This is a genomic window from Rhodosalinus sp. (assembly GCF_041685465.1).
GTDB lineage: Bacteria > Pseudomonadota > Alphaproteobacteria > Rhodobacterales > Rhodobacteraceae > Rhodosalinus.
Map to the genome: position 1 here is coordinate 1 of NZ_JAWLFS010000005.1, position 26,753 is coordinate 26,753.

Consider the following 26,753-nt stretch of genomic DNA (forward strand, 5'->3'; position numbering starts at 1 on the left):
CGCGCGAGGTGAGGAAGGCGACGACGGGCTCGGCCTGCTCGGGCGTGAGCCCCACGCCCTCGATGAAGGCGCCGGAGGCGTCGCGCCGGCCCGCGCCCAGGAGCTCGCGCACCCCGGCCTCGCCCACCTTGTCGAACTTGTCGATGGTGCGCAGGACGGCATCGCGGACACTCTGATCCCAAACATGCTTGATCGTTCCATGCAGATCATCGCCTTGGGGCAACGGGTCAACAGGCGCTGCAACCTCCAGCACGCCGTTCAGCACCTTCCGGTTGTTCACCCGCACGATGTAATCCCCGCGCGGGATGCCCACGGCCTCGAGCGTGTCGGCCAGCATGGCGCAGATCTCGGCGTCGGCCGCCACGCTGGCCGCGCCCACGGTGTCCGCGTCGCACTGGTAGAACTGGCGGTAGCGCCCCGGCCCCGGCTTCTCGTTGCGCCAGACGGGGCCCATGGCGTAGCGGCGGTAGGGCGTGGGCAGGTCGTTGCGGTGCTGCGCGTAGACCCGGGCGAGCGGCGCGGTCAGGTCGTAGCGCAGCGCGAGCCAGTCGCCCTTGCCGTCGTCCTCGTCCTCTTGCCATGCGAAAACACCGGCATGCGGGCGATCCACGTCGGGCAGATACTTGCCCAGCGCCTCAAGCGTCTCGATGGCGGGGCTTTCCAGCGCCTCGAAGCCGTAGCTGCGGTAGACCTCGGCGATGCGCCCGAGCATCTCGGCGCGCTCGGTCACGTCGGCGCCGAAGTAGTCGCGGAAGCCCTTGGGGTTCTCGGCCTTGGGGCGCGGGGTCTTCTTCGGCTTGGCCATGGGGGCGGATCCCTTGGGGGGCGGGTCGCGGCGGGGTCTAGACGAAGGGGCCGGGCGGGGCAAGCGGAGGGCGGCCGGGCACCCACCGTCGCGCGGCCCGGTCGGGCACGCCCTGTCCGCCACGTTAGGCCGCGACGCGGACGGGGCGGGCCGATGGCCCCTTGCCCCGAGCCCGTGGCGCGGCCGCCCCGCTCACCTGTCGGGGGTGGATGCCTGACCGACGCGGCGGATCAGCTCGGATGCAGGTGGACGCAGCTTGCCCTCCGCCGCCTCCGGGTCGTCCGCGGCGCGACGGCCGAGGGCGACCGCGACCACGGCGGCGAGGCCCGCGTCCGCGAGGCCGAGGATGTCGTCGTAGGCCGCGACCTCGAACCCTTCCATCGGGCAGGCGTCGAGGCCTTCGGTCGCGCAGGCCGCCAGGAAGACGCCGAGGCCGAGGTAGCACTGCGCGCATGCCCATGCGCGACGCGCGTCGGCGTCCTTGTAGGTGAGGACCGTCCTGGCGATGCGGTCGCGCTGCTTCGCCTGCGCCGCCGCGTCCATGCCCCGCGCCCCGGCAAGGCGGGCGACATGCGCGTCGATGTGCGCCTCGGTCACGGGATCGAGGATGGCGAAGACGGCGAGGTGGCCCGCCGTCTCCACCTTGCTCTGCCCGTAGCTCCGCGCGGCGAGCGCCGTGCGGGTGGCGGCGTCCTCCACGAGGACGATCCGCCACGGCTGAAGCCCGAAGGAGGAGGGCGCAAGGCGCGCCGCCTCGAGCGCGCGGTCGAGCGCCGCGTCGTCGCGGACGCCCGGCGCGAAGGCCTTGACGGCGTAGCGCCAGTGCAGCGCGTCGTGCAGGTCCATGCGCCCCCCGTCGGTCATTCCGCGGGCTCGGGCTTGCGTGCCGCGTCGGGCGCCGGCCGCAGACCTTTCGCCGCCAGCCGTGGCAGGACCTCGTCCCGGAAGTAGGGGAACTCCTCGGCGTAGTCGAGGAACGACATGGTCGAACCGGCGAAGCCCGCCTGCGCCAGTTTCTCGATCCCGTCGGCCACCTGATCGGGCGTGCCGATCAGCGGGAAACCGCCATGGCCCGCGGCCATCCGGTCGCGGATCAGCGCGAGCAGGTCGTGCGGGAAGCTCTGCGCGTTGGCGAACTGCAGGTTGACGAGGTTGTCGGTCGCCTCCCAGTCGGCGTTCTCCTGCGCGTACCAGTGGTGATAGTCCCGCGCCTCGGCCTCGGTCGGGCGGCAGCAGATGTGGGCGAAGGTGAGCACGCCGACCTTGCGCCCCTTGGCCGCCGCCTGATCCTTGATCTGCTGCACCTCGTCCTTCGACCGGTCGAGGTCGATCGCCGGCGTGAAGAGGTAATCGGCATTGCGCGTGGCGAAGTCGCGGCCCTGGCCCGAGCCGGCGGCGTTCAGGATCGGCGGCCGGCCGTCGACCGGATGCGGGTGGCTGAGCACGTTCTTCAACTGGAACCAGTCGCCGGTCCAGTCGAAGGCCTCGTCGCTCTTCCAGAGCTTCTGGACGATGTCGAACCACTCCTGCGCGTAGCCGTAGCGCGTCTCGTGGTCGTCGGGCAGGGTGAGGCCGAGCGCCTCGTACTCCGGCCGGTTCCAGCCCGCGACGATGTTGAGCCCGATCCGGCCGCGGCCCACCTGATCGGCGGTGGCGATCTGCTTGGCCACGACGACCGGGTTGTTGGCGGCCGTGTGCATGGTGGCGAAGAGGGTCAGCCGCTCCGTCTTCGCCAGCAGCGCGGTGGCCCAGGTCATCGTCTCGAGCACGTTGTGGTGAAAATCCGTCGCGCCACCGTAGCCGATCCAGCGGGCGATCGGCAGCATGAAGTCGATGCCGGCCGCGTCGAGCATCTGCGCGAGGCGAAGATTGTTCTCCCAGCTGTTGTCCCAGCGCTCGTCCACCTTCGTGACGCTCATGCCCGAGGAGCAGTTGCTCGAGAATGTGCCGAGCTTGAAGTGATCGTTTTCGAGGAATGCACGCATCCTCAGCCTCCCTTGTCTTGTTGGTGAGGAAATCAGATGAAATTTAAAATGAAAAATCAATTCAAAATTTCGGTTGGCTGGACGGCCTCGCGTCGCCATTCTGCGCCGGATGGCGGGGCAGGCGAACGGCGATGGCCCGGACACGGGGCCCGAGGTGGCGACGGACGTCGACCGCCGCTGGCACCTCGCGTCCGATTCGCTGGAGGTCCGGCTCACGGAGCTCGAATACGCGCTGATGCGCACCTTCGAGAGCTTCGGGCGCTGGCAGGCGGAATGCCTCGCGTTGAGCGCCGGGCTTCAGGCCAGCGGGCCGGAGAACGCGCTTCTGCACGTGGTCCGGATGAAGGACCGGCCCAAGTCGGTGAAGGAGCTGGCGCGGCTCACCAACCGCGAGGACATCCCGAACATCCAGTACGGCCTGCGCAAGCTGATGAAGGCGGGTCTCGTGGAACGGCACGGCGCCCCGCGCACCGGCGTGGTCTATTGCGTGACCGAGACGGGGCGCGAGGTGACGGACCGCTACGCGCGGGCGCGGCGCGAGCTTCTGGTCGGGCTCGTCTCGCGGCTCGACGATCCGGAACGCGGCTTCGGCGAGGCGGCGCAGGTGCTCGACGTGCTCTCCGGGCTCTATGACCGCGCGGCGCTGACGGCCGCGACGCACCGGCGCGAGTGAGGGCGTTCCTCGGCCCCTGCCAGGCCTCCGCGCGTCAGGCGGTCAGCGGGCCGAAGCGTTCCGCGAGGCGCGCCCAGGCGTCGGGCGAGGCGGCGGTGAGAAGGACGCCCTCGCGCCGGGCGGCGGAGTAAGGCGCGCCGTCGAGGAAGGCGGCGAAGCCCCCGGCCTGACGGCAGAGCAGCACGCCGGCGGCGTGGTCCCAGGGCTTCGGGTCGACGCCGATGCAGAAGTCGGCGTGCCCCTGCGCGAGCAGGCGGTACTCGTGCGCCGAGCAGCGCAGCGAGGTCGCGCGGCGGAACTCCGGGAAGAGCGCGGCGACGGCGCCCTGACGGTCCTCCGGGACGAGGGAGAGGGGCACGAAGCCCGACATCTCCGCGATGTCGCGCGCCGGCGCGACATGCAGGGGCCGCGGGGGGCGGCCGGGCCGCTCGAGACGCGTGGGCCGGTCCTCGGACGCGGTGATCCAGTCGTCGCAGACGGGGTCGAGGATCATCGCCCAGACCGGCTCGCCCTTCCGGCAGGCGGCGAGGATCACGCCGAAGAGCGGCAGGCCGCGGGCGTAGTTCCACGTCCCGTCCACCGGGTCGACGATGAAGGCGAGCTCCGCGTCCGCGATGCGGTCGGGGAGCTCCGGGTCGGCCTCGGCGGCTTCCTCGCCCACGATGACCGCCTTCGGGAAGAGGGCGGCAAGACCCCGGGCGATCATCGCCTCGGCGGCCGTGTCGGCCTCGGTCACGAGGTCGTCGGGGCCGGATTTCTCGGTCACCTCGGAGGCGGAAAGCGCGCGGAAGCGCGGCAGGATCTCGGCCCGCGCGGCGCGGCGGAGGAGGTTGACGATCCGCGCTTCCTCGGCGGGGGTGAAGGGCATCGGCGGGGCTCCGGCTGCGGGACAGGCGCGATGTGCCACCGCCCCCGCGCCGCGGCAAGCCTATTCGCGCGCGCGCAGCACCCGCGCGGGCCGTGCCGCAAGCGGGCGCCAGGCGAAGGCGAGCGTGGCTGCGAGCGTCGCCGCCACCCCGCCGGCCACGATGGCGATGGCAGAGGGCCAGATCACCGCGAAGTCCGTCTCCATCACGAAATGCGTCACCGCCCAGCCGCCGCCGATACCCGCGACGAGGGCCACCGCCGCCGCGCCTGCGCCGATCAGCCCGGCCCGGAGCGCGAAACTGACCAGGATGCGCGCGCGGGCTGCGCCCAGCGTCTTGAGCACCGCCGCCTCGTAGGTGCGCGCGCCCTCGCCGGCCGCGGCCGCGCCGATCAGCACCAGAAAGCCCACCACCAGCGTCGCCGAGGCGCCCCAGGCCGTCGCCCCCGCGATCCCGGCCAGAAGCTCCGAGACCCGGTCGATCGCGTCGCGCACGCGGATCGCGGTGATGTTGGGATAGGCGGAGGCGAGGTCACGCAGGATCGCCGCCTCCGCCTCTTCCTCTGCGTAGACGGTGGCGATGAAGCTGTGCGGCGCGGCCTCGAGCGCGGCGGGGTTCATCGCCATGATGAAGCCGATACCGGCGGTGGAGAAATCGACGACGCGCAGGTTCGCCACCTCCGCCGTGATCTCGCGCCCGAGGATATTCACGGTGAGCGTGTCGCCCACCTCGAGCCCGATCTCGGCGGCCTCCTCGGCGGCGAAACTGACGAGCGGCGGCCCGTCATAGTCCGCGGGCCACCAGTCGCCGGCGGTGATCTCGGCGTCCTCCGGCGGGGTTGCCGAGTAGGTCACGCCCCGGTCGCCCTGCAGCACCCAGTGATCGCCCGCGACCTCCGAGGCCGGGCGGCCGTCGATCTTCGTGATGATGCCGCGCAGCATCGGCGCGCTCTCGACCCGGGCGACGGCCGGCTCGTCGTCCAGCCGCGCGCGGAAGTCCGGCATCTGGTCCTTCTGGATGTCGACGAAGAAGTAGCTCGGCGCCACCTCCGGCAGATCGCGCGAGATCGCGGCGCGCAGGTTGCCGTCGATCTGCCCGATCGCGGCGAGCACCGAGAGCCCCAGCCCGAGCGAGAGCATGACCGGCGCCACCGCGCCGCGCCGCGCGCCGATCGCGTCGAGCGCCCAGCGCAGCGCCGCGCGGCCCCGCGCCGCGCGGACGGCGCGGCGGGCGATCCAGCGCAGCGCCTCCGCCGCCACGGCGAGCAGCGCGAGCGCCCCCGCGATGCCGCCGGCCGTCCAGAGCGTGAGCGCCGCGTTGCCCGAGAACCAGACGGCGAGCCCGACGAGCGCCGCGACGAGCGCCGCCGTCGCCACAACGAAGCGCGCCGCCGGCAGCGCCCGCGCGCCCTCGAGCGCGTCGCGGAAGAGCGTGGCGGCGCGCACCTCCTCAGCCCGCGCGAGCGGCCAGAGCGTGAAGATCAGCGCCGTCAGCACGCCGTAAAGCGCGGCCTCGGCGAGCGGCCCGGGATAGAGGGCGAAGCGCGCCGGCACCGGCAGCCGTGCCTCGATCAGCGGCGCGAAGGCGAGCGGCACCAGCGCGCCCAGCACCAGCCCGATGACAATGCCCAGCGCCGCCAGCGCCCCGATCTGGAGGAAATAGGTGCGAAACACCGTCGCCCGGTCCGCGCCGAGCGTGCGCAGCGTGGCGATCACGCCCGTCTTCTCGCCGAGATAGGCGCGCACCGCGGCCGAGACGCCGATGCCCCCCACGGCGAGCCCCGAGAGCCCGACGAGCACGAGGAAGGCGCCGAGGCGGTCCACGAAGGTTGCGATCCCCGGCGCACCGTTGCGCGCATCGCGCCACCTGAGCCCCGCCTCCTCGAAGCGGTCCAGCGCCTCGGCGCGAAGCGCATCCAGATCGGCGCCCGCGGGCAGGTCGAGGCGGTATTTCGTGGAAAAGAGCGTGCCCGGCTCCAGGAGCCCCGAGCCGGCGAGCGCCTCCGTCCGCACGAGCGTGCGCGGCCCGAGCGCGAAGCCGTCGCCGGCAGCGTCCGGCTCGCGGGTGAGCCGGGCGGAGAGGACGAACTCCTGCGAGCCGAGCCGGAAGGTATCCCCGGTCGCCAGGCCGAGCCTGTCGGCGAGCACCGGCTCCATCACGGCGCCGGGCCGCTCGCCCGTGCCCGCGAGCGCCGCGTCGAGGGTCATCCCGGGCTCGAGCTCCACCGCGCCGAGCAACGGATAGGCCCCGTCCACCGCCTTGACCTGCGTGAGCGCGCGCTCGGTCTCGCCGTCGCGCTCGACCACGGCCATGGAGCGGAAATCGACGACCTCCGAGACCTCCGTCGCCACGCGGTCGAAAAAGGCGCGCTCCTCGTCGGTGGCGTAGCGGTAGGTGAGCTCCGCCTCCGCGTCGCCGCCGAGCAGCACCGCGCCCTCGGCCGCCAATCCGCCCTCGATCGCGGAGCGCACCGTGCCCACCCCCGCGATCGCCGCCACGCCGAGCGCGAGGCAGGCGAGGAAGATGCGGAACCCCCGGAGCCCGCCGCGCAGCTCGCGCCGGGCGATGCGCGCGGCGGCGGGCCAGCTCATTCCGCGGCCCTGCGCGCGTCCGACACGATGCGGCCGTCGGCGAGGGGCACCACCCGGTCGCAGCGCTCGGCGAGCGCGCGTTCATGGGTGACGAGCACGAGCGTCGCGCCGTGCCGGTCGCGCAGCCCGAAGAGCAGATCCACGATCGCCGTGCCGGTCGTGCTGTCGAGGTTGCCGGTCGGCTCGTCCGCGAGCAGGATCGCGGGCCGTGGCGCGGCGGCGCGGGCGAGCGCGACGCGCTGCTGCTCCCCGCCCGAAAGCTGCGCGGGGTAATGCCCGCCCCTATGGCCGAGGCCCACGGCCTCCAGCTCGGCCTCGGCGCGGTCGAAGGCGTCGCGCTGCCCGGCGAGTTCCAGCGGCGTCGCGACATTCTCGAGCGCCGTCATCGTCGGGATCAGGTGAAAGGACTGGAAGACCACGCCCATGTGATCGCGCCGGAAGCGGGCGAGGCCATCCTCGTCCATCGCCGTCAGGTCGCGGCCGAGCGCCTGCACGCTGCCCGAGGTGGCGCGCTCCAGCCCGCCCATCAGCATCAGGAGCGAGGATTTGCCCGAGCCCGACGGCCCGACAAGGCCGATCGTCTCTCCGCGGTCGACGTCGAGGGTGATGCCGTGCAGGATTCGCACCGGCCCGGCATTGCCGTCGAGCGTCAGGGTGACATCTTGAAGGGCAAGAACGGGATCGGTCATGGAAGGGACCTCATGCGCACAAGCCGATCATATGGGGCGCGCCGCCGCGAAGCCAAGGCGGCGCTTGCGACGCTTTTCCTTCTGGCGGCCCCGGCGGCCGCCGACGAGGTGACCCTTGTCGCGATGGGCGACAGCCTGACGCAGGGCTACGGCCTGCCCGAGGCCGAGGGCTTCGTGCCGCAGATGCAGGACTGGCTCGACGCGCGCGATGCGGGGGTGGATCTCGTCAACGCCGGCGTCTCGGGTGACACCACCGCGGGCGGTCTCGCGCGGGTGGAGTGGTCGCTGACTCCGGAGGTGGACGGGATGATCGTCGCGCTCGGCGGCAACGACCTCCTGCGCGGGATCGACCCGGCGGTCAGCCGCGAGAACCTGCGCGGCATCCTCGAGGCCGCCGAGGCGCGCGATCTGCCGGTGCTCCTTGTCGGGCTCGAGGCGACGGGCAACTACGGGGCGGACTACAAGGCCGCCTTCGACGCGATGTATCCCGACCTCGCCGAGGCGTACGACACGCTTTACGCCGAGAATTTCCTCGGCCCGCTCGCCGGGGACGGCGACCCGGAGAGCGCGCGCCGCTTCCTTCAGTCCGACGGCATCCACCCCACCGGCGAGGGCGTCGCGCGCATCGTCGAGGCGCTCGGCCCGAAGGTCCGCGACCTCGCCGAGGCCGCGCGCGCGGAGACGGCGGAGACCGACGGCTGAAACGGGAACGGGCCGCCTTGGGGGCGGCCCGTCCGGATAATCCCGTGCCCGCGGCTCAGGCGAGGGCGATGTTCACCGCCGACTGCCGGCCGTCGCGGCCGGTCTCGAGGTCGAAGGTGACCTTCTGATCGTCGGCGAGGCCGGTCAGGCCCGAGCGCTCGACGGCCGAGATGTGCACGAATACATCCTTGCCGCCCGACTCGGGCGCGATGAAGCCGTAGCCTTTGGTGGTGTTGAACCATTTGACGGTGCCATTGGCCATCGTCAGTCTCCTGTCTGTCTTGCTGCCCACACCATGCGGCAGCGCGGCTCGGTCAGTTGGGGATCGCGAAACTGAGCCGTTCAGAGCAGCAGTCGTCGATAGCCTTAACGTCGCGCGACGAAAGATGGCGCGTCGCAAGGGCGTTGTCAATGCCGCAGACGCGGCCCCTCTCCATCATCTTGGCCCAAATACTCTCGGGGGGTGAATTGGCCGTCAGGCCAAGAGGGGGGCGGACAGCCCCCCTCCGCCCGCCTCTCAGGCGAAGGCCTGTAGCCCTGTGATCGCGCGCCCGAGGATCAGCGCGTGCACGTCATGCGTGCCCTCGTAGGTGTTCACCGTCTCGAGGTTCAGCATGTGCCGGATCACCTGGAACTCGCCCGAGATGCCGTTGCCGCCATGCATGTCGCGCGCGTGGCGCGCAACGTCGAGCGCCTTGCCGCAGTTGTTGCGCTTGACGATCGAGATCATCTCGGGCGCGGCCTCGGCGGAGTCCATCAGCCGGCCGACCTGCAGGCTGGCCTGAAGGCCGAGCGAGATCTCGGTCAGCATGTCGGCGAGCTTCTTCTGGAAGAGCTGCGTCTGCGCGATCGGCTTGTCGAACTGCTTGCGGTCGAGCCCGTACTGGCGCGCCGCGTGGAAGCAGAATTCCGCCGCGCCCATGACGCCCCAGGAAATCCCGTAGCGCGCGCGGTTGAGACAGCCGAAGGGCCCCTTCAGCCCCTCGACATGCGGCAGAAGCGCGTCCTCGCCGACCTCGACACCGTCCATCACGATCTCGCCGGTGATCGAGGCGCGCAGGGACAGCTTGTTGCCGACCTTGGGGGCGGAGAGGCCGGTCATGCCCTTCTCGAGCACGAAGCCCTTGATCTTGCCGCCATGCGCCTCCGACTTCGCCCAGACCACGAAGACATCCGCGATGGGCGAGTTGGAGATCCACATCTTCGACCCCGTAAGGCGATAGCCGCCCTCGGTCTTCTCGGCCCGCGTCTTCATCGCGCCGGGGTCGGAGCCTGCGTCAGGCTCGGTCAGGCCGAAACAGCCGATCCATTCGCCGGAGGCGAGCTTGGGCAGGTATTTCTGCCGCTGCTCCTCGGTGCCGTAGGCGTAGATCGGATACATGACGAGCGAGGATTGCACCGACATCATCGAGCGGTAGCCCGAATCGACGCGCTCGATCTCGCGCGCGACAAGGCCGTAGCTGACGTAACCCGCACCGAGGCCGCCGTACGCTTCAGGGATCGTCGTTCCGAGGAGGCCCATCTCGCCCATCTCCCGGAAGATCGAGGGATCCGTCGTTTCCTCCTCGAAGGCCTCGATGACCCGCGGCTGCAGCTTCTCCTGCGCGTAGGCGCGGGCGCTGTCGCGGATCATCCGCTCTTCCTCCGCGAGCTGGCCGTCGAGGCGGAACGCATCCTCCCAGTCGAAGCGGCCCAGGTCCGGCGCGTCTTTCGCCTTCAGCTCGGGCGTCGGCATGTCGAGGGTCATCAGCTCTCCTTCCCCCGGGGCATGACCCCCGGGACTGGTTGTGTCCCCGGGAACATACTATTTCGAAAGCGCCGGGGGAAACGCCTTTCCCGGATCCATTCATGCATTTCTGGAATGTGACATGCCCTGGTCCCGCCGTTTCCTGCCGTCGCTCGCCCTGCTGCGCGCCTTCGAGGCGGTCCTGCGCACCGGCTCCACGACGGCAGCAGCCGAAGAACTCGGCATGAGCCAGGGCGCCGTCAGCCGCCATGTCCAGAGCCTCGAGACCCAGCTCGGCACGCCCCTCTTCCTGCGCGAACGGCGCCGTCTCGTGCCCACGCAGGCCGCGCGCGACTACGGCCGGAGCGTGGGCCGTGCGCTCGAGCTGATCGGCCGCGCCTCGATGGAACTCGCCGCGAATCCGGGCGGCGGCACGCTGTCGCTGGCCATCCTGCCAACGCTCGGCACCCGCTGGCTCGCGCCGCGCCTGCCGGCCTTTCTCTCGGCCCATCCCGGCGTGACGCTCAACCTCGCCACGCGCCTGCGCCCGGTCGACTTCGAGGCCGAGGGCTTCGATGCCGCGATCCACTTCGGCACGCGGGATCGCGCGGACTGCGACTATCTCGACCTCGGCGCAGAACCCCTCGTCGCCGCGTGTTCCCCGGCGTTCCTCGCCGCGCATCCGCTGGCCGGGCCGCGCGACCTGCTGGAGCTGCCGCTCCTGCAACTGGAGACGCGACCGCGCGCCTGGGAGCGGTGGTTCGCCCACCACGGGGTCGAATGCGCGGCGCCGCAGGGCATGATCTTCGACCAGTTCGCGACCATGACGCAGGCGGCCATCGCGGGCGTGGGCGTCGCGCTCCTGCCCGAGTTCCTCGCCGACGCCGAGTTCGCCGACGGCCGCCTCACCCGCGCCTGGGGCGCGGCGGTGCCGGGCCGCGGGCGCTACTGGCTCGTCTGGCCCCGCGCGCGGGCAGGGTATCCCCCGCTCCGCGCCTTGCGCGACTGGCTGGCCGGACAGCCGCTGGGCGCTCCGCTCTGATCGGCTCGTCCCTCCGGCGCACACGACGGGCCATGTCGAGCGCTCTTCGTCCCGGAAACGGGAGGCGGCGCAGCACGGCGGCGATCGCCGAAACGAGCTTTGGGTCATCCGTCTGCGAGTCAGGCGAGGGGCGCTGCCCCTCGCGCTCCCCGGAGTATTTGCGCCAAGATGATGGAGCACGCGTCCGGTTCTTCTTCTTGGGTCAAATATCCTCGGGGGGTGAATTGGCCGAAGGCCAAGAGGGGGGCAGACAGCCCCCCGTTCCGCGGCCCGGCGCCTGCGCCGGGCGCCGATCGGGCGTCAGCCGAGCCGCCCCTCGGCGTCGATCCGGCGCGCGCCGCCCAGCCAGGGCGCGAGCGCGACGGGCAGCGTCACCGAGCCGTCCGCCTCCTGTCCGTTCTCCAGCACCGCGATCAGGGCGCGGCCCACGGCGAGGCCGGAGCCGTTCAGCGTGTGCACGAACTCGGGGCGCGCGCCCTCCTCGGGGCGGAAGCGCGCGGTCATGCGCCGCGCCTGGAAGTCGCCGCAGGTCGAGACCGAGCTGATCTCGCGATAGGTGCCCTGCCCGGGCAGCCAGACCTCGATGTCGTGCGTCCGGCGCGCGCCGAAGCCCATGTCGCCGGTGCAGAGGACGACCGTGCGATAGGGGAGCTCGAGCTTCTCGAGGATCGCCTCTGCGCAGCGGGTCATGCGCGCGTGTTCCGCGAGGCTCTCCTCGGGCCGCGTGATCGAGACCATCTCGACCTTCTCGAACTGGTGCTGGCGCAGTATCCCGCGCACGTCCTTGCCGGCGCTGCCCGCTTCCGAGCGGAAGCACTGGGTGTGCGCGGCGTAGCGGCGGGGCAGGGTGGCCGCGTCGAGGATCTCGCCGGCGGCGAGATTGGTCAGCGTCACCTCGGCCGTGGGCACCAGCCACCAGCCTTCTTCGGTCCTGTAGCTGTCCTCGCCGAACTTCGGCAGCTGCCCGGTGCCGAACATCATCTCTTCGCGCACCAGAACGGGTGTCCATGTCTCGGTGAGCCCGTGCTCGGTGACATGCGTGTCCAGCATGAATTGCGCGAGCGCGCGGTGCAGCCGCGCCACCGCGCCCGACATCACCACGAAGCGCGCGCCCGAAAGCTTCGCGGCCGCCTCGAAGTCGAGGCCCGCGGCGGCGGCGGGGATCTCGAAGTGTTCCTTCGCCGCGAAGTCGAGCGCGCGGGGCGTGCCCCAGCGGCGGATCTCGACGTTGTCGTTCTCGTCCGCGCCCTCGGGCACGTCGTCGAGCGGCAGGTTGGGGATGCGGGCAAGGGCGTCCTGCAGTTCTGCATCCTTCGCCTTCGCCTCGGCCTGCATCGCGGCGACCTCGGCCTTCTTCTCGGCCACGAGCGCGCGCAGGCGCTCGAACGCCGCCTCGTCGCCGGCGGCCTTCGCCTTGCCCACCTCCTTCGCGGCGCGGTTCTGCGCGGCCTGCGCGTCCTCGGCCTTCTGGATGGCGTCGCGCCGCGCGGCGTCGAGCGCGAGCAGCGCGGCCGAGGCCGGCGCCACACCGGGCCGGCGCGTGAGCGCGGCGTCGAAGGCCTCCGGATTCTCGCGGATGAAGCGGATGTCGTGCATGGGCGCCCTCACTCGATGTGTCGCGGCGCCTTATGTCCGATTTCGCGGGGCGAGGGTAGGGTGCCGGTCAGGGTCCCGCGTCGATGAGATCGAGCAGGCGGGCACCGAGCGGCACCGCGAGGGTCGCGGTGGCGCCGTCGGCCCGCGCGGTTCCGGCCACGACGCCGACGACGCGCCAGCCCTCGCCGTCGCGCTCGACGAGAGGGCCGCCGGAAATGCCGGGCTCTGCGGGGCAGGTGAGCAGGATGCTGTGCTTCCCCCGTGCCCTGGCCCGGCAGGGCGTTTGGGCGATCGGCGCGTGCGGGCGGTGCCACGCGTAGCCTGCGAGGGCGCGCGGCACCGGCGCCACCGCTGGGCGCGCAGCCGTTAACGGCCGGACCTTGAGCGGCGCGTCGAGACGGGCGAGCGCAATGTCGCCGGTGAAGTCGCCTGTGTCCGCTCCCTGCCACGCGGGATGCAGGATCACCTCCTCAACCCGACCGTGGCCGGCGTAATCGCCGCGGTTCCAGCCCGCGACGAAATGGAGGTCGCTCAGCCGATGCGCCGTTCCGTCCGAACGCGTCACGCAATGTGCGGCCGTCAGCACCAGATCGGGGGCGACCAGCGTGCCGCTGCATTGCGACCGACTGGCGTAGCCCGCCACGTTCATCCGGCCGAGGGCGGCGCGCAGCTCCCCGTCCGCGAGCGGGTCCGGCAGCTCGTCGGCCCAGCCTGCGCCGGCAGTGAGACAGACGAGGGTGAGAAGGAGACGTCGCATGTGAGCTCGGGCGCAGCGGGAATCGCCCGAAGCGTCCCATGGCACCCGACGGCACGGAAGGCGCTTTGCCCTCCGCTTGCATCGGGGGGCCGCCCCGCATAGGTTCCGCCAAGCTTTGCGGGGGTCGCCCCGCGCTTTCTCAGGGAGTTCCCGATGGACGGTGCCGGCGCCTTCGCCCAGCTTCTGCCGCTGATCCTGATCTTCGCGATCATGTATTTCCTGCTGATCCGCCCTCAGCAGAAGCGCGTCAAGGAGCATCAGAAGATGGTCGAGGCGCTGCGGCGCGGCGATCAGGTGGTCACGCAGGGCGGGCTCATCGGCAAGGTGACCAAGGTCAAGGAGGACAACGAGATCGAGGTCGAGGTCTCGGACAACGTCCGCGTGCGGGTCGTCAAGAACACCGTGGCGCAGGTCCTCAACAAGACCGAGCCCTCGGGCAGCTGACCCCTCCGGCCGCGCGGAAAGGTCCCGCCCCATGCTGCAGATCGACCTCTGGAAGCGCGTCCTGATCTGGGTCGCCGTGGCGGTGGGGCTCGCCCTTGCGCTGCCCAATCTCTTTTACGAGCGCGTCGAGACGCATAACGACGCCGTCGCCGCGATCGAGGCGCGCGGCGGCGAGGCGACGGCCGAGCTCGCGGCCGAGGCGGCGATGTGGCCGGACTGGATGCCCTCGAGCCTCGTCAATCTCGGTCTCGACCTGCGCGGCGGCGCGCATCTGCTGGCCGAGGTGCAGGTCGAGGACGTCTACGAGAGCCGGATGGAATCCCTCTGGCCCGAGGTGCGCGACGTGCTGCGCGAGGAGCGCGACGTGGTGGGCACCATCCGCCTGCAATCCTCCGAGCCGGGCACGCTCCGCGTGCGTCTCTCGGAGCCCGAGGGCATGAGCCGCGCGCTGGAGGTGGTGAGCGGTCTCGCGCGGCCGGTCTCGTCCGCGGCGGGCACCGGGGAGCAGGATCTGGAGGTGCGCGCCGACGACGACGAGGTGGTCGTCACGCTCTCGGAGGCCGAACGGCGCGCGACCGATGACCGCACCGTGCGCCAGGCGCTCGAGATCATCCGGCGCCGCATCGACGAGGTGGGCACGCGCGAGCCCACCATCCAGCGGCAGGGGGCGGACCGCATCCTGATCCAGGTGCCCGGCATCGGCTCGGCCGGCGAGCTCAAGGAACTCATCGGCACCACCGCGCAGCTCACCTTCCATCCGGTCGTCAGCCGCGACGCCGACCCGGACGAGCCCCCCGGGATCGGCAACGAGACGCTGCCGTCGATGGAGCAGGAGGACGTCTGGTACACCGTCGAATCCGCCCCGGTCGTCAACGGCGATCAGCTGGTGGACGCGCAGCCCTCCTTCGACGAGAACGGGCGCCCGGCGGTCACCTTCCGCTTCAACCCGACGGGCGCGCGGGCCTTCGGCGACTACACCGCCGCGAATATCGGCAATCCCTTCGCCATCGTGCTCGACGAGGAGGTGATCTCGGCCCCGGTGATCCAGAGCCATATCCCCGGCGGCACCGGCATCATCACCGGCAACTTCACGGTCGAGGAATCGACCAACCTTGCCGTGCTCCTGCGCGCCGGCGCGCTGCCGGCCGGCCTCGACTTCCTCGAGGAGCGGACCATCGGCCCGGAGCTCGGCGCCGATTCGATCGAGGCGGGACGGATCGCGACCCTCGTCGCCTTCGCCGCCGTGCTCGCCTTCATGGGGCTGGGCTACGGCCTGTTCGGCCTGTTCGCCAATGTCGCGCTGGTGCTCAACATCGCGCTCGTCTTCGGGCTCCTGTCCCTCATCGGGGCGACGCTGACGCTGCCGGGGATCGCGGGCATCGTGCTGACGGTGGGCATGGCGGTGGACGCCAACGTGCTCGTCTTCGAGCGCATCCGCGAGGAGTTGCGCACGGCGCGCGGCCCCTCCCGGGCGATCCAGCTCGGCTACGAGAAGGCGCTTTCCGCCATCGTGGACGCCAACCTGACCACCTTCATCACCGCGGTCATCCTCTACGTGATGGGCTCGGGCCCCGTGCGCGGCTTCGCGATCACGCTGGGTCTCGGTATCCTGACATCGGTCTTCACGGCGATCTTCGTGACGCGCCTGCTCATCGTGATGTGGTTCGAGCGCCGCCGCCCCCGGACGCTGGAGGTCTGACATGCGCCTGCGCCTCGTTCCCGCAAACACGTCCTGGGATTTCTTCTCGCGTCCGAAGCTCTGGCTGGGCATCTCCGGTTTTCTGATCCTGCTCTCGCTGGCGTCGCTGGCGCTGCAGGGGCTCAACTACGGGATCGACTTCCGGGGCGGCACGACGATCCGCACCGAAAGCGCCGAGCCGGTGGACGTCGGCGCCTATCGCGACGCGCTGCAATCGCTGGAACTGGGCGACATTTCGATCTCCGAGGTCTTCGACCCGACCTTCGGCCCGGACGAAAACGTCGCCATGGTCCGCATCCAGGCGCAGGCGGGGCAGGAAAGCGTGTCGGCCGATACGGTCGAGGCCGTGCGCAGCGCGCTCCGCGAGGTGGCGCCGGACATCGAGTTCGTCTCGGTCGAATCCGTCGGCCCCAAGGTCTCGGGCGAGCTGATCCAGACCGCGATCATCGCCGTGCTGCTCGCCATCGGCGCCGTGCTGATCTACATCTGGCTCCGATTCGAGTGGCAGTTCGCGCTCGGCGCGGTCGCGGCCCTCGTGCACGACGTGGTGCTGACCATCGGCATCTTCTCCGAGTTCCAGATCAAGTTCGACCTCGCGATCATCGCCGCGCTGCTGACCATCGTCGGCTACTCGCTCAACGACACGGTGGTCGTCTTCGACCGGGTGCGCGAGAACCTGATGAAATACAAGAAGCGGCCCCTGCGCGAAGTGCTCAACATCTCGATCAACGAGACGCTGAGTCGGACCTTCATGACCTCTGCCACCACGCTGCTCGCGTTGCTTTCGCTCTTCGTGCTCGGCGGCGACGTGATCCGCGGCTTCGTCTTCGCGATGATCTGGGGCGTGATCGTGGGGACCTACTCCTCGGTCTTCATCGCCTCGGCCACGCTTCTGCTGCTGGGCGTGAAGCGCGACTGGTCGAAGCCCGACCAGAACGCGGGCACGCAGTTCGGCGACGTCGACGCCTGAGGCCCCGTGACCCGGGCCGGGGCGGCATGGTAAGCCCGAGGCGAGCGAGCGATGGAGGTGGCCCATGCGCATCAACGAAGTGGTCTACAACGACGCCCTGCCGGTGGACGGATACGGCCCGGGCTTCTTCCGCGTCGGCGGCGAGGTGCGCGAGGGCGCTGTCCTGCTCACGCCCTCCGGCGCGCAGGCCTGGGGCGGCTACGACGACGCGGCGCCGCTCCTCGCGCTCGCAGGCGAGGTCGACGTGCTCTTCGTCGGAACGGGCGCGGAGGTCGCGCATATCCCGGCCGATCTGCGCCGCGCGCTGGAAGATGCCAACATCGGCGTCGAGAGCATGGCCACCGGCCCGGCCTGCCGCAGCTACAACGTGCTGCTTTCCGAAGGCCGGCGGATCGCGCTCGCCGCGCTGCCGGTCTGAGGTCACGCTGCCCCGCGATCGCTCCGGCGCGGCGCCCGCGCAACGGTCTTGCGATCATCCGGCGCGGCTGGCGGCCGAACCGGTTCGGTGGTCCGCGCCCCGGGGGGGCGGCGGTCCGCCAGGTCCCGACCCCGCCGGCGCCGCGCGCGTTGCCGCCCGGCGGGCACTGCCCCGCTTCCCCCTGCCGCGGGATTGGGCTAATCGACTGCGGATGCTTCTGTCGGTTCACGATCTCGCCGTCGCGCGCGGCGGCGTTCCGGTCCTCGAAGGGCTGAGCTTCACGCTCGCGCCCGGCGAGGCGCTGATCCTGCGTGGGCCGAACGGTTCGGGCAAGACGACGCTGCTGCGCACCGTGGCCGGGTTGCAGCCGCCGATCGCGGGGACGATCGATGCGGCCTCGGATGCCATCGCCTATGCCGCGCATGCCGACGGGCTGAAGGCCACGCTCACGGTGACCGAGAACCTGACCTTCTGGGCGCAGGTGTTCGGGACCGGCGATATCGCCCCGGCGCTCGCGGCCTTCGCGCTGGAGGATCTCGCCGACCGGCAGGCCGGTGCGCTCTCGGCCGGGCAGAAGCGCCGGCTGGGCCTCGCGCGGCTTCTGGTCACCGGGCGGCCGGTCTGGGCGCTCGACGAGCCGACGGTCTCGCTCGACACGGCGGCGGTCGGGCTCTTCGCGGACGCGGTGCGCGCGCATCTCGCCCGGGGCGGCGCGGCGCTCATCGCCACGCACATCGACCTCGGGCTCGAAGCGCGGCGTTTCGACGTCGCCGCCTGCAAGGCCACGCCCCGTGCAGCCGCCGAAGACGAGGCCTTCCTGTGATCGCGCTGCTCGCGCGCGACCTGCGCCTTGCCCTGCGCGCGGGCGGCGGCTTCGGCCTCGGCCTTGCCTTCTTCCTGATCGTCACCGTGCTCGTGCCCTTCGGCGTCGGGCCGGAGACCGAGCTTCTGGCGCGCATCGCGCCGGGTATCCTCTGGATCGGTGCGCTGCTCGCGTGCCTCCTGTCGCTCGACCGCATTCTCGCGCTCGACTGGGAGGACGGCAGCCTCGACCTGCTGGCCACGGCGCCCCTGCCGCTCGAGGCGCTGGTGAGCGTCAAGGCGCTCGCGCACTGGATCACCACCGGCCTGCCGCTGGTTCTGGCCGCGCCGGTGCTCGGCGTGCTGCTGAGCCTGCCGCCGGAGGGCTATCTCTGGATTCTCGTCTCGCTCGCGCTCGGCACGCCCGCGCTTTCGGTGATCGGCACCTTCGGTGCGGCGCTCACCGTGGGCCTCAAGCGGGGCGGGCTGCTGCTTTCGCTCCTCGTGCTGCCGCTTTACGTGCCGACGCTGATCTTCGGGGCGGAGGCCGCGCGGCGCGGGGCGGAGGGGTTCGCCACCGCGACGCCGCTCGCGCTCCTCGCGGGGATCACCTTCGGCACGATCGCGCTCTTGCCCTTCGCCTCCGCGGCAGTGTTACGCATCAACCTCAGGTAAGGCAGATTGCGCAGACCGCCGTGGCGGACTAAATCGAACCCGAGATCAGGGGACCGACGATGGAACAGCGCGCTACCGCTTCGCTCTGGGAATGGGCCAACCCGGTCAAGTTCCTGCGCCTCTCGGGCTGGCTGCTGCCCTGGGTCTCGTGGGGCGCCGCGATCTGCCTCGCGGTCGGGCTCGTCTGGGGCTTCTTCTTCACGCCGGACGACTTCCGTCAGGGCTCCACGGTGAAGATCATCTACCTGCACGTGCCCGCGGCGCTGATGGCCATCAACATCTGGATCATGATGCTCGTCACCTCGCTGATCTGGGTGATCCGGCGGCATCACGTCTCGGCGCTCGCCGCCAAGGCCGCGGCGCCCGTGGGCGTGGTGATGACGGCCATCGCGCTCGTGACCGGCGCCCTCTGGGGGCAGCCGATGTGGGGCACCTGGTGGGCCTGGGATCCGCGGCTGACGAGCTTCCTGATCCTGTTTCTCTTCTACCTCGGCTACGTTGCGCTCTGGGAAGCGATCGAGAACCCGGATACCGCGGCGGACCTGACGGCGGTTCTCTGCCTCGTGGGCTCCGTCTTCGCGCTTCTGTCGCGCTATGCGGTGCTTTTCTGGAACCAGGGGCTGCATCAGGGCGCCTCGCTGTCGCTCGACGCGGAGGAAAATGTGCACGACGTGTTCTGGTATCCCCTGCTCGTGTGCATCGCGGGCTTCGTGCTGCTCTTCATCGCGCTGCTGCTGCTCAGGACCCGTACCGAGATCCGGGCACGGCGCATCAAGGCGCTTCAGGCGCGGGAGCGGACGGCATGATGCCGGATCTCGGCAAATACGCCTTCGCGGTGCTTGCCTCCTACGGGTCGAGCATTGCGCTCATCGCGGTGATCGTCTGGGCGAGCCTGCGCCGCGCGCGGCGGATCCGCGTGGAACTGGAACAGGTGGAGGCACGCCGCAATGGCGAGAGTTAGCCCGCTGATGGTCCTGCCGCCGGTCCTCTTCCTGGCGATCGCGGCGCTCTTCTATTTCGGCATGAACCGCGAGAACAAGGATTCCATCCCCTCGGCGCGGCAGGGGCAATCCGCGCCGCCGGTGCAGCTGACCGAGCTTCAGGGCAAGACACCCTTCACAGACGCCGACCTGCGCGAGGGGGGTGTGAAGCTGGTCAACTACTGGGCGAGCTGGTGCGCGCCCTGCCGCGTGGAGCACCCGCACCTCGAGACGCTCGCGGACGAGGGCATCCCGATCTACGGCATCAACTACAAGGACGAGCCGGGCAATGCGCTCGGTTTCCTCGAGGAGCTGGGCGACCCCTATGAGGCGATCGGCGCCGACGCGAACGGGCGCATGGCGCTCGACTGGGGCGTCTACGGCGTGCCCGAGACCTACGTGATCGACGCGGACGGCACGATCGTCACGCGCTTCGCCGGTCCGATCACGGAGCGCGTGCTCGAGACGACGATCCGGCCGGCCATCGAGGAGGCGCGCGGCGTCGCCGAGTAGGCCGCTCAACCGCCGAACACCAAGGCAAGCGCGATCAGGGCCGCCGCCTCCAGGCAGGGGGCGGAAAGGGCGGGCAGCGCCCGGCGTCTTCTTGTCCGCGGCATCGGCACCCTCCAGAAACGAATTACCCCCGCCGGGGGCGGGGGTAACAGCGGTGCGTTAACGAAAGATTGGCCGGCGCGGGGCCGGGCGGCGTCACTCCGCCGCCATCGGCTCCTGCGCAAGGTTGCGGAGCACGTAGTGCAGCACGCCGCCATTCTCGACGTATTCCTTCTCGACGGCCGTATCGATGCGGCACTTGAGGGTGATGTCCTTCGTCGTGCCGTCCGCGTAGGTGATCGTGGCCGTCACCTCCTGCTGCGGCTTGACCGTCTCGAGGCCCTTGATCGTCACGCTTTCCTCGCCGGTGAGGCCGAGCGTCTTGCGCGAGTCGCCGCCGGTGAACTCGAACGGGATCACGCCCATGCCGACCAGGTTGGAGCGGTGGATGCGCTCGTAGCTCTCGGCGATCACGGCGCGCACGCCCAGAAGCGCGGTGCCCTTGGCCGCCCAGTCGCGCGAGGAGCCGGCGCCGTACTGTTCGCCGGCGATCACGACGAGCGGCACGCCCTTCTCCTGCCAGGCCATGGCGGCGTCGTAGATCGGCATCTGCGATCCGTCCGGGCCGAGCGTATAGCCGCCCTCGACACCATCCAGCATCTCGTTCCTGATGCGGATGTTGGCGAAGGTGCCCCGCATCATCACTTCGTGGTTGCCGCGGCGCGAGCCATAGCTGTTGAAGTCGCGCGGCGAGACCTGCCGCTCGGTCAGGTACTTGCCCGCGGGGGTGTCGGCCTTGAACGCGCCGGCCGGGGAGATGTGGTCGGTCGTGACCATGTCCCCGAAGAGGCCGAGGATACGCGCCCCCTCGACGTCCTCGATGGTGCCGGCCTCCGGGCTCATGTCCTGGAAGTAGGGCGGGTTCTGCACGTAGGTCGAATGCGCCGGCCAGTCGTAGGTCTCGCTGTCGGTGGTCTCGACATCGCGCCACTTCTCGTCGCCCTTGAAGACGTCGGCGTATTTCTCCTGGAACGCGTCGCGGGTCACCGTCCGCTCGACGAGTTCCGCGATCTCCTTCGGGTCCGGCCAGATGTCCTTGAGGTAGACCGGGTTGCCGTCCTTGTCCTCGCCCAGCGGCTCGCGGGTGATGTCCACGTTCATGTCGCCCACCAGCGCATAGGCCACGCAGAGCGGCGGGCTGGCGAGGTAGTTGGCGCGCACGTCGGGGCTGATCCGGCCCTCGAAGTTGCGGTTGCCCGAGAGCACCGAGACCCCGATCAGGTCGTTGTCGTTGATGCACTTCGAGATTTCCGGCGCGAGCGGGCCGGAGTTGCCGATGCAGGTGGTGCAGCCGTAGCCCACGAGGTTGAAGCCGATGGCGTCCAGATCCTCCTGCAGGCCCGCGGCCTCGAGGTAGTGGGAGACGACCTGGCTTCCGGGGGCGAGCGAGGTCTTGACCCAGGGCTTGCGGTTCAGCCCCTTCTCCCGCGCCTTCCGTGCCACGAGGCCTGCGCCGATCATCACGTAGGGGTTCGAGGTGTTCGTGCAGGAGGTGATCGAGGCGATCACGATCGAGCCGTCGTGCATCTGATAGCGATGCTCGTCGGTCTCGACGAAGCCGCGCTTGTGGTGGCCCTCGTCGCCAGGGATCTCCACCGGCTCCGGCGCGCCGCCTTCACCCTCCCAGCGGACCTCGGAGGTGTGGTTGAGGTCTCCGCCTTCGCGTTGGCCCTTGACGTAGTCGTGGAAGGCCGTCGCCGCCTTGTCGAGCGCGATGTAGTCCTGCGGGCGCTTCGGCCCCGAGATCGCAGGCACGATCTCGCCCATGTCGAGGTGCAGCGTGTCGGTATAGACCGGCGCGTAATCCGGCCCGCGCCACATGCCGTTGGCCTTGGCGTAGGCCTCCGCCAGCTCCACGCGCGCCTCGTCGCGCCCGGTCTGGCGCAGGTAGCGCAGCGTCTCGTCGTCCACGGGGAAGAAGCCGCAGGTGGCACCGTATTCGGGCGCCATGTTGGCGATGGTGGCCCGGTCGGCCAGCGGCAGGTGATCGAGCCCGTCGCCATAGAACTCCACGAACTTGCCGACGACGCCCTTGGCGCGCAGCATTTCGACGACCTTCAGCACGAGGTCCGTGCCCGTCGCTCCCTCCATCATGCGGCCGGTCAGCTCGAAGCCGACGACCTCCGGAATGAGCATCGAGATCGGCTGGCCCAGCATCGCGGCCTCGGCCTCGATGCCGCCCACGCCCCAGCCGAGCACGGCGGCGGCGTTGATCATCGTCGTGTGGCTGTCGGTGCCCACGAGGGTGTCGGGATAGGCGACTTCCTCGCCCGACTGGTCGGTGTCGGTCCAGACCGTCTGCGCGAGGTATTCGAGGTTCACCTGGTGGCAGATGCCGGTGCCCGGCGGCACGACGCGGAAGTTGTCGAAGGCCTTCTGCCCCCACTTGAGGAAGGTATAGCGCTCGATGTTGCGCTCGTACTCCCGGTCCACGTTCATCTGGAAGGCGCGGGGGTTGCCGTATTCGTCGATCATCACCGAGTGGTCGATGACGAGGTCCACCGGGTTGAGCGGGTTGATCTTCTGCGCGTCGCCGCCGAGCTTCCGGATGCCGTCGCGCATCGCGGCGAGGTCGACCACCGCCGGCACGCCCGTGAAGTCCTGCATCAGCACCCGCGCGGGGCGATAGGCGATCTCGCGCTGGGTCTTGCCGCCCTGCGCGGCCCAGTCCGAGAAGGCGCGGATGTCGTCGGTATCGACCGTCTTGCCGTCCTCGAAGCGCAGCATGTTCTCGAGCACGACCTTGAGCACCGCGGGCAGGCGCGAGAAGTCGCCCAGCCCGGCCTCCTCGGCCGCGTGGATCGAGTAATAGGCGTAGTGCGCGCCGCCCGCCTCGAGGCGGCGGCGGGTGCTGGCGGTGTCCTGTCCGGTGACGATGGGCATCTGCTGGCCTCCGTGAGGTGTCTGCGGGCGCGCGGCCATCCGGCGTGACCATCCGGGCCGCTGGCGCCGCTCTCGCCATGCATGTATCGCCTCGGGGGGCGCCGGATCAAGGGGGCGCGCCGCATTTTGTATACGACAGTGCACATTCACGGTCGCGCCACTCTCGCAAAACGGTGATTGGCCTCGGCACCGCCGCGCGCTTTAGTGAGACTTGGCCGAGTGGGGCATCACGGCACCGGAGCAGGCGACGAGATGACGAGTATCCTGAGGATCTGCGCGGCGCTCTGGATGGCGCTCGCCGCGGCGGCCGCGGCGGCGGGCGAACGCGGCGTTCTGGTGGAGCTCTTCACGTCGCAGGGGTGTTCGGCCTGCCCGCCGGCGGACCGGCTGATCGCCGACCTGGCGGAGCGCGACGACGTGATCGCGCTCTCGCTGCATGTCGATTACTGGGATTACATCGGCTGGAAGGACAGTTTCGCGCAGCCGGGCTTCACCGCGCGTCAGAAGGCCTATGCCCGTGCCAATCACAGCCGGTCGATCTTCACGCCTCAGATCATCGTGGGCGGCGAGGACCGGATCATGGGGGCCAAGGCGATGACCGTCCTCGACCGGATCCGCGCCCACGCGGAGGCGCCGACGCCGATCTCGCTCCGGCTGCGTCGCGAGAACGGGCAGCTTGTCGTCGCCGTGTCCGCCGATCGGCCGGTCGGTCGCACGGTGGTTCAGCTCGTGCGTTACCGTCCCTCCGCCACGGTCCACATCACGAAGGGCGAAAACGCGGGGCGCACGGCCGAGTACCACAATATCGTGACCGCGTGGCGGGCGCTCGCCCGCTGGGACGGGGCAGCGCCGCTGCGGCTGAGCACCGAGGTGGAAGGCGCGCAACCGGTGGTCGTGATCGTGCAGGCCGAGGGTCACGGGCCGGTGCTGGCCGCCGCGCGCCTGCGCTGACGCCGGGCCTGCCGCTCGGGCTTCCAGCGGCGGTGAATCCAGAACCATTGCCCCGGTGTCTCGCGCACCCGCGCCTCGAGGCGCGCGCTCATCTCGCGCGTCATCTCCAGCGGATCGCCCGGCGGGATCGGCGCCTCGAAGACGAGGCGGAAACCCAGCCCGTCCGGCTGCCGGAGGCCGAAGAAGGGGATCAGCTCCGCGCTGGTCTTGCGCGCGATCTCGGCGGCGGAGGTGAGCGTCGGCGCGGGTTGGCCCAGAAAGTCGATCAGCGCGCCGGCGCCGGCATAGGTGTCGAAGAGCAGCACGCCCATGCCCCCTGCTCGAAGGTGGCGCACGAGGCCCATCGTGCCGCGGCGGCCCTGTTCGAAGACCGGGCCGGAGAGCGCGTGCATGTTCGCCGCATAGTGTGCGTTGAAATGGGGGTTGGCCATCGGCCGGTAGAGACCGCCCACCCGATAGCCCCGCTCGACGAGGGCCGCGCGCGGCGCCTCGTGGTTGCCGAAATGCCCCGTCACGAGAAGGACGGGACGTCCCTCGGCCCGGGCCCTCTCCAGCGCGGCGACGCCCGTGCCCTCCAGCGGCAGGCCGCGCACCCGCGCGCGCAGGCCCGCCACATCGTAGTTCTCGATCATGGTGCGGCCCGCGTTCTCGGCCGCGGCGTCGGCAATGCGGTGACGCTCCCCCTCCGGCAGGTCGGGCCAGACGTGGGCGAGGTTGGCGCGCGCCCGCGCCCGCCAGCCGGCCAGCGGCGCGACGACCCGGCGCACGAGCCAGCCCATCAGCCGCACGCGCGCGCCCCAGGGCAGGACGAGCGCAAGGCGGATCGCCACCCGCCCCGCGAGATCGGTCGCGCGGTCCACACGGTCGTTGCGCGATTGTGTCGCCCGTTTCGCCATGACCCGTCAGGCTTGCTGCGTCTCGCGGTGCCAGACGTAGAGGCCCGCGCCGGCGATGACGCCCATGCCCGCGAGCGTCCAGAGATCCGGCACCTCTCCGAAGAAAAGGAGCCCCCAGAGCGTGGCGAAGACGAGCCCCGCGTAGGCGAAGGGCGCGACGAGCGCCGCCTCCCCCTGCTGCAGCGCCGTGATCAGCAGAAGCTGCGCCAGCGTCGCCAGCACTGCGAGCGCGCCGACGCGCAGAAGCGTGCCGGTATCGAAGGCCGGCCAGTAGAAGGGCACGATGCAGGACAGCACGATCGCGCCCAGGAGCCCGGTGTAGACGAGCGAGGTCCAGCGGTCCTCGTCCCGGCCGACGAAGCGCGTGGTCAGCGCATAGGCCGAGTAGAAACAGGCCGCGCCCAAGGGCAGCAGCGCATGCGGCGTGAAGACGGCCGTGCCGGGGCGGATGATCAGGAGCGCCCCGGCGAGCGCCGCGAGCACGCCGAACGTGCGGCGCGGGCCGAGCCGTTCGCCCAGGAAGAGCGCGGCCCCGAGCGTGATCAGGAGCGGGTTGACGTTCATCACCGCCGTCGCCTGCGCGATGCCGATGTTGGCGAGGCCCCAGAAGAAGAGCGCCGTCGCGCCGAGAAGGTAAAGCGAGCGCAGCACCTGAAGGCCCGGGTAGCGGGTGCGCAGCACCGATCCGAGGCGCGGCGCCACGAGGATCAGCACCACCACCGTCTGCCCGAGGTAGCGCACCCAGAGCGTCGGCACGATGCCGATGCGGCCCGTCAGCGCCTTCGCCGTCGCATCCATGAGCGTGAAGCAGAAGACCGCCCCGATCATCAGCAGGATCGCTCGCGCGGCGTTGCCCGGCACGGCCGGCTGGCGCGGCGGCGGTGTCGGGGCAGGGGAGGGGGCGGGCGGCGGCATGGCGCGACAGTAGGCCCGGCCCCTGCGGGTGTCCATGCCGCCCCGCGGCCCCGCGCGGGCGCTCAGCCGTCATCGGCGGCGGGGGGTACGGCGAGCGTGATCTCCCCGGCGGTTTCCATCCGGCGTATCTCGGCCACGATCTCGCCCATGGCGGCTTCCGCCTCGGCCGGGTCGGCCGTGGTGTCGGCGACCGACTCGCGCAGCGTCTCGGCAAGGCGGCGCGGCAGGCTCGCCAGCAGGAACTCCGCCGCGTCCCCGTCGCCGGCGCCCACCGCGAGGGCGCCGGAGAGCGCGGTGGCGAGGCGCGCCTGATCGAGGCCGCGCAGAACTTTCGGCACATCGCGCCGGTCCAGCCGGGCGGGAATGTCGGCGAAGGTGAAGATCGCGCGGCGCACCCGGGCGGCGAAGGCGGCGTCCGTCGCCTCGAGCCCCTCGAGCACCTCCTCGCGCGTGGCGGCGCGGGAGAAGTCGAGGATCGCGCCGACCCGGTCGACCGGGGCGTCGTCGAAGGCGCGGTCGGGCCGGGCATCCAGCTGTGCGGCGAGGCTGACGCCGATGCGCTGCACCGCCTCGGGCGTGATGCCGGCGGTGAGGGAGACGGCATAGGTGATGCGCCGCGCCCGTTCGCCGGGGAGTTTGCCCAGAAGCGCGGCGGCGGTGGACACGTCGAGCTTCGACAGCAGAACCGCCGCGACCTCGATGCTTTCGTCGAGCGCGAAGGGCACGAGATCCTCGACCGGGCGGGCGCGCAGGCGGGTCCATGGATCGCCGGTCTGGCGCACACCGGCCTCGCGCCGGATGCGTTCGGCGGTGTGGCGGCTGATCCGCCCGTCGAGCAGCGCCAGCGCCCCGGCCATGCCGCCGGGGAAGGCGAGGCCCACCGCCTCGAGTTCGTCGAGGAATTCCTGCACGACCTGCGCGAGCGTCGCGCGGTCGACGTAGCGGAGCTTCGCCATCGTCGCCGTCAACTCGGCCTGCATCGCGTCGGGGAGCTGCGCGAGGGGCAGGTCCGCCCCCTCCGTCAGCAGGAAACGCACGACGATCGCCGCCTTCTGCCGGCGGCTCAGGCGCGGCGCG

The 26,753-nt window shown here is 70.9% G+C and carries 27 protein-coding genes; 13 read left to right on the forward strand and 14 right to left on the reverse strand.

Annotated elements, in window-relative coordinates; all coding sequences use genetic code 11:
* The 3 genes from ACESL7_RS00695 to ACESL7_RS00705 form a co-directional block, all read right to left on the reverse strand.
* The coding region (locus ACESL7_RS00695) for an ATP phosphoribosyltransferase regulatory subunit (RefSeq protein WP_372890407.1) at positions 1–805 on the reverse strand (805 nt) is incomplete at its 3' end.
* Positions 806–997: 192 nt separating this feature from the next.
* Positions 998–1,669: a nitroreductase family protein gene (locus ACESL7_RS00700; protein ID WP_372890409.1), complete on the reverse strand. Its 672-nt coding sequence runs from the start codon at positions 1,667–1,669 to the stop codon at positions 998–1,000.
* The gene (locus ACESL7_RS00705) at positions 1,666–2,790 is read right to left on the reverse strand and encodes an LLM class flavin-dependent oxidoreductase (protein WP_372890411.1); all 1,125 of its coding nucleotides are present in this window, start codon (positions 2,788–2,790) and stop codon (positions 1,666–1,668) included. The genes ACESL7_RS00700 and ACESL7_RS00705 overlap by 4 nt, the downstream gene beginning before the upstream one ends.
* Positions 2,791–2,944: 154 nt before the next feature.
* Between ACESL7_RS00705 and ACESL7_RS00710 the strand changes: the two genes are divergently transcribed.
* Positions 2,945–3,463 (forward strand): winged helix DNA-binding protein, encoded by a 519-nt coding sequence (locus ACESL7_RS00710; protein WP_372890412.1) that lies wholly within the window; start codon positions 2,945–2,947, stop codon positions 3,461–3,463.
* 34 nt (positions 3,464–3,497) lie between these two features.
* On the opposite strand, the gene ACESL7_RS00715 is transcribed toward ACESL7_RS00710, so the two are convergent.
* Genes ACESL7_RS00715 through ACESL7_RS00725 form a run of 3 tightly spaced genes read right to left on the reverse strand, consistent with a single transcriptional unit; the run spans position 3,498 to position 7,609 of the window.
* Entirely contained in the window at positions 3,498–4,331 is an 834-nt protein-coding gene (locus tag ACESL7_RS00715) for an inositol monophosphatase family protein (RefSeq protein WP_372890414.1), read from the reverse strand.
* A gap of 60 nt (positions 4,332–4,391) precedes the next feature.
* Positions 4,392–6,920, reverse strand: coding sequence for an ABC transporter permease (locus ACESL7_RS00720; protein ID WP_372890416.1), 2,529 nt, complete (start codon positions 6,918–6,920; stop codon positions 4,392–4,394).
* Complete coding sequence (locus tag ACESL7_RS00725) at positions 6,917–7,609, reverse strand: ABC transporter ATP-binding protein (RefSeq protein WP_372890417.1); 693 nt, start codon at positions 7,607–7,609, stop codon at positions 6,917–6,919. The genes ACESL7_RS00720 and ACESL7_RS00725 overlap by 4 nt, the downstream gene beginning before the upstream one ends.
* 12 nt (positions 7,610–7,621) lie before the next feature.
* On the opposite strand from ACESL7_RS00725, the gene ACESL7_RS00730 reads away from it, so the two are divergent.
* Positions 7,622–8,311, forward strand: coding sequence for an arylesterase (locus ACESL7_RS00730; protein WP_372890419.1), 690 nt, complete (start codon positions 7,622–7,624; stop codon positions 8,309–8,311).
* A 55-nt stretch (positions 8,312–8,366) separates the two neighbouring features.
* Here the strand turns inward: ACESL7_RS00730 and ACESL7_RS00735 are convergent, their stop codons facing one another.
* On the reverse strand, positions 8,367–8,573 hold the full coding sequence (locus ACESL7_RS00735; RefSeq protein ID WP_372890421.1) for a cold-shock protein: 207 nt from the start codon (positions 8,571–8,573) through the stop codon (positions 8,367–8,369).
* Between the two features lie 255 nt (positions 8,574–8,828).
* Entirely contained in the window at positions 8,829–10,058 is a 1,230-nt protein-coding gene (locus tag ACESL7_RS00740) for an acyl-CoA dehydrogenase (protein WP_372890423.1), read from the reverse strand.
* A 121-nt stretch (positions 10,059–10,179) separates the two neighbouring features.
* Between ACESL7_RS00740 and ACESL7_RS00745 the strand changes: the two genes are divergently transcribed.
* Entirely contained in the window at positions 10,180–11,079 is a 900-nt protein-coding gene (locus tag ACESL7_RS00745) for a LysR family transcriptional regulator (protein ID WP_372890425.1), read from the forward strand.
* Positions 11,080–11,379: 300 nt separating this feature from the next.
* On the opposite strand, the gene serS is transcribed toward ACESL7_RS00745, so the two are convergent.
* Complete coding sequence (gene serS / locus ACESL7_RS00750; RefSeq protein ID WP_372890427.1) at positions 11,380–12,675, reverse strand: serine--tRNA ligase; 1,296 nt, start codon at positions 12,673–12,675, stop codon at positions 11,380–11,382.
* 67 nt (positions 12,676–12,742) lie between these two features.
* Positions 12,743–13,432, reverse strand: coding sequence for a trypsin-like serine peptidase (locus tag ACESL7_RS00755; RefSeq protein ID WP_372890429.1), 690 nt, complete (start codon positions 13,430–13,432; stop codon positions 12,743–12,745).
* 153 nt (positions 13,433–13,585) lie between these two features.
* Here ACESL7_RS00755 and yajC point away from each other — a divergent pair, with 153 nt between their 5' ends.
* The 9 genes from yajC (at position 13,586) to ACESL7_RS00800 (ending at position 19,932) form a co-directional block, all read left to right on the forward strand.
* A complete protein-coding gene (gene yajC, locus ACESL7_RS00760; RefSeq protein WP_372890431.1) occupies positions 13,586–13,876 on the forward strand; it encodes a preprotein translocase subunit YajC in 291 nt (96 codons plus the stop codon).
* Between the two features lie 31 nt (positions 13,877–13,907).
* Positions 13,908–15,575, forward strand: a complete 1,668-nt coding sequence (secD, locus tag ACESL7_RS00765) for a protein translocase subunit SecD (RefSeq protein ID WP_372890433.1) — start codon at positions 13,908–13,910, stop codon at positions 15,573–15,575.
* Between the two features lies 1 nt (position 15,576).
* A complete protein-coding gene (gene secF, locus ACESL7_RS00770; RefSeq protein ID WP_372890435.1) occupies positions 15,577–16,545 on the forward strand; it encodes a protein translocase subunit SecF in 969 nt (322 codons plus the stop codon).
* Between the two features lie 64 nt (positions 16,546–16,609).
* Positions 16,610–16,963: an Mth938-like domain-containing protein gene (locus ACESL7_RS00775; protein WP_372890436.1), complete on the forward strand. Its 354-nt coding sequence runs from the start codon at positions 16,610–16,612 to the stop codon at positions 16,961–16,963.
* Between the two features lie 211 nt (positions 16,964–17,174).
* Positions 17,175–17,786 (forward strand): heme ABC exporter ATP-binding protein CcmA, encoded by a 612-nt coding sequence (ccmA, locus tag ACESL7_RS00780; protein WP_372890438.1) that lies wholly within the window; start codon positions 17,175–17,177, stop codon positions 17,784–17,786.
* Entirely contained in the window at positions 17,783–18,439 is a 657-nt protein-coding gene (gene ccmB / locus ACESL7_RS00785) for a heme exporter protein CcmB (protein ID WP_372890440.1), read from the forward strand. The genes ccmA and ccmB overlap by 4 nt, the downstream gene beginning before the upstream one ends.
* A gap of 59 nt (positions 18,440–18,498) precedes the next feature.
* A complete protein-coding gene (locus ACESL7_RS00790; protein WP_372890442.1) occupies positions 18,499–19,245 on the forward strand; it encodes a heme ABC transporter permease in 747 nt (248 codons plus the stop codon).
* Positions 19,242–19,400, forward strand: a complete 159-nt coding sequence (ccmD, locus tag ACESL7_RS00795; protein ID WP_372890444.1) for a heme exporter protein CcmD — start codon at positions 19,242–19,244, stop codon at positions 19,398–19,400. The genes ACESL7_RS00790 and ccmD overlap by 4 nt, the downstream gene beginning before the upstream one ends.
* Positions 19,387–19,932, forward strand: coding sequence for a DsbE family thiol:disulfide interchange protein (locus tag ACESL7_RS00800; RefSeq protein ID WP_372890446.1), 546 nt, complete (start codon positions 19,387–19,389; stop codon positions 19,930–19,932). Before ccmD ends, ACESL7_RS00800 begins: the two co-directional genes overlap by 14 nt.
* A gap of 195 nt (positions 19,933–20,127) precedes the next feature.
* On the opposite strand, the gene acnA is transcribed toward ACESL7_RS00800, so the two are convergent.
* On the reverse strand, positions 20,128–22,914 hold the full coding sequence (gene acnA, locus ACESL7_RS00805) for an aconitate hydratase AcnA (protein WP_372890448.1): 2,787 nt from the start codon (positions 22,912–22,914) through the stop codon (positions 20,128–20,130).
* Positions 22,915–23,166: 252 nt separating this feature from the next.
* On the opposite strand from acnA, the gene ACESL7_RS00810 reads away from it, so the two are divergent.
* Positions 23,167–23,865: a DUF1223 domain-containing protein gene (locus ACESL7_RS00810; protein WP_372890450.1), complete on the forward strand. Its 699-nt coding sequence runs from the start codon at positions 23,167–23,169 to the stop codon at positions 23,863–23,865.
* Here the strand turns inward: ACESL7_RS00810 and ACESL7_RS00815 are convergent.
* The 3 genes from ACESL7_RS00815 to ACESL7_RS00825 all read right to left on the reverse strand — a co-directional run.
* Positions 23,829–24,761 carry a lysophospholipid acyltransferase family protein gene (locus tag ACESL7_RS00815; RefSeq protein ID WP_372890452.1) on the reverse strand — a complete coding sequence of 311 codons (933 nt, stop codon included), beginning with the start codon at positions 24,759–24,761 and terminating at the stop codon, positions 23,829–23,831. The two genes, ACESL7_RS00810 and ACESL7_RS00815, sit on opposite strands and share 37 nt — an antisense overlap.
* Before the next feature lie 6 nt (positions 24,762–24,767).
* The gene (locus tag ACESL7_RS00820) at positions 24,768–25,712 is read right to left on the reverse strand and encodes a DMT family transporter (protein ID WP_372890454.1); all 945 of its coding nucleotides are present in this window, start codon (positions 25,710–25,712) and stop codon (positions 24,768–24,770) included.
* A 26-nt stretch (positions 25,713–25,738) separates the two neighbouring features.
* A partial coding sequence (locus ACESL7_RS00825; protein WP_372890456.1) for a FliG C-terminal domain-containing protein occupies positions 25,739–26,753 on the reverse strand: 1,015 nt, incomplete at its 5' end.